This window comes from Streptomyces sp. SP18BB07, assembly GCF_036322545.1.
In the GTDB taxonomy this organism is placed as follows: Bacteria; Actinomycetota; Actinomycetes; order Streptomycetales; family Streptomycetaceae; genus Streptomyces; species Streptomyces deccanensis.
In genome coordinates, this window is record NZ_JAQYWT010000272.1 from 1 (window position 1) to 455 (window position 455).

Annotated in this window: 1 pseudogene; it reads left to right on the forward strand. The window is 68.4% G+C overall.

Features of this window, described 5'->3' with window-relative positions:
• Positions 1 to 64: 64 nt before the first annotated feature.
• Positions 65 to 455: pseudogene (locus PUR53_RS12885) on the forward strand (hypothetical protein); the annotation flags it as partial.

The following is a 455-nucleotide window of genomic DNA, read 5'->3' on the forward strand; positions in this document are numbered from 1 at the left end:
CACCGAAGCCGTCGAACTCGTCCCCTCCCTACCCGAGGACTTAGAGTGAGAGGAGCTCAGACGAGTGGTCTTCGGATCTAACAACCTCTCCAACCAGCAGAGCGTGACCGGAGACCGGCAGGCGGCGCTCGTCTCCATCACCGAAGCCGTCGACCACTACCGCGCCCTCACCCGGGCCAACCCGGCCGCCCACCTCTCCGACCTCGCCGGCTCCCTGAACAACCTCTCCAACCAGCAGAGCGGGACTGGGGACTGGCAGGCAGCGCTCGCCTCCATCACCGAAGCCGTCGAAATCCGCCGTACCCTCGCCCAGGCCAACCCCGCCGCCCACCTCCCCGACCTCGCCATGTCCCGGAACACCCACTCCATCACTCAGAGCGGGACAGGGGACTGGCTGGCGGCGCTCGTCTCCATCACCGAAGCCGTCGATGTCCGGCGGGCCCTCGCCCGGGCCA